Source organism: Faecalibacillus sp. H12 (genome assembly GCF_013361255.1).
Classification (GTDB): domain Bacteria; phylum Bacillota_I; class Bacilli_A; order Erysipelotrichales; family Coprobacillaceae; genus Faecalibacillus; species Faecalibacillus intestinalis.
The window spans coordinates 1-575 of the sequence record NZ_JABWDK010000078.1; the positions used below are offsets into that span (position 1 = coordinate 1).

A 575-nucleotide genomic window follows, 5' to 3' on the forward strand; every position below is an offset into this window, starting at 1 on the left:
ATTTCTTTACCAACAGCATCAGCAATTGGTTTTAATTCTTTCATCAATTGTTCAAATTTGGCTGGTTTTAATGATTGTGGTCCATCACATAATGCTTTTTCTGGATTATTATGCACTTCGATCATTAATCCATCACATCCTGCTGCGACTGCTGCTTTTGCCATTGGATTTACTAACCACCATTTTCCTCCGGCATGACTTGGATCGATAATGATTGGTAAGTGTGTCAATTCTTTGATTACTGGTACTGCTTGTAAGTCTAATGTATTTCTTGTGTATGATTCAAATGTTCTCACTCCTCTTTCACATAGGATGACATTTGGATTCCCACTTGCCATGATATATTCTGCTGACATGATCCATTCTTGGAATGTTGCACTCAATCCTCTTTTTAACAAGATTGGTTTCTTTGTTGCTTTCCCGACTTTCTTTAACAAGTCGAAGTTTTGCATGTTTCTTGCTCCAATTTGAATCAAGTCTACTTTTTCAATGAATTCATCTAAGTATTCTGCATCCATCAATTCTGATACGATTGGTAATCCTGTTGCTTCTTTAGCTGCTACTAGAATATCTAA

1 protein-coding gene is annotated in these 575 nt (G+C 36.0%); it reads right to left on the minus strand.

Annotated features, from left to right (window positions below):
• Window positions 1–575 (minus strand): 3-deoxy-7-phosphoheptulonate synthase (gene aroF / locus HUU89_RS14480; protein ID WP_175302133.1); only part of this gene is annotated, 575 nt, incomplete at both ends.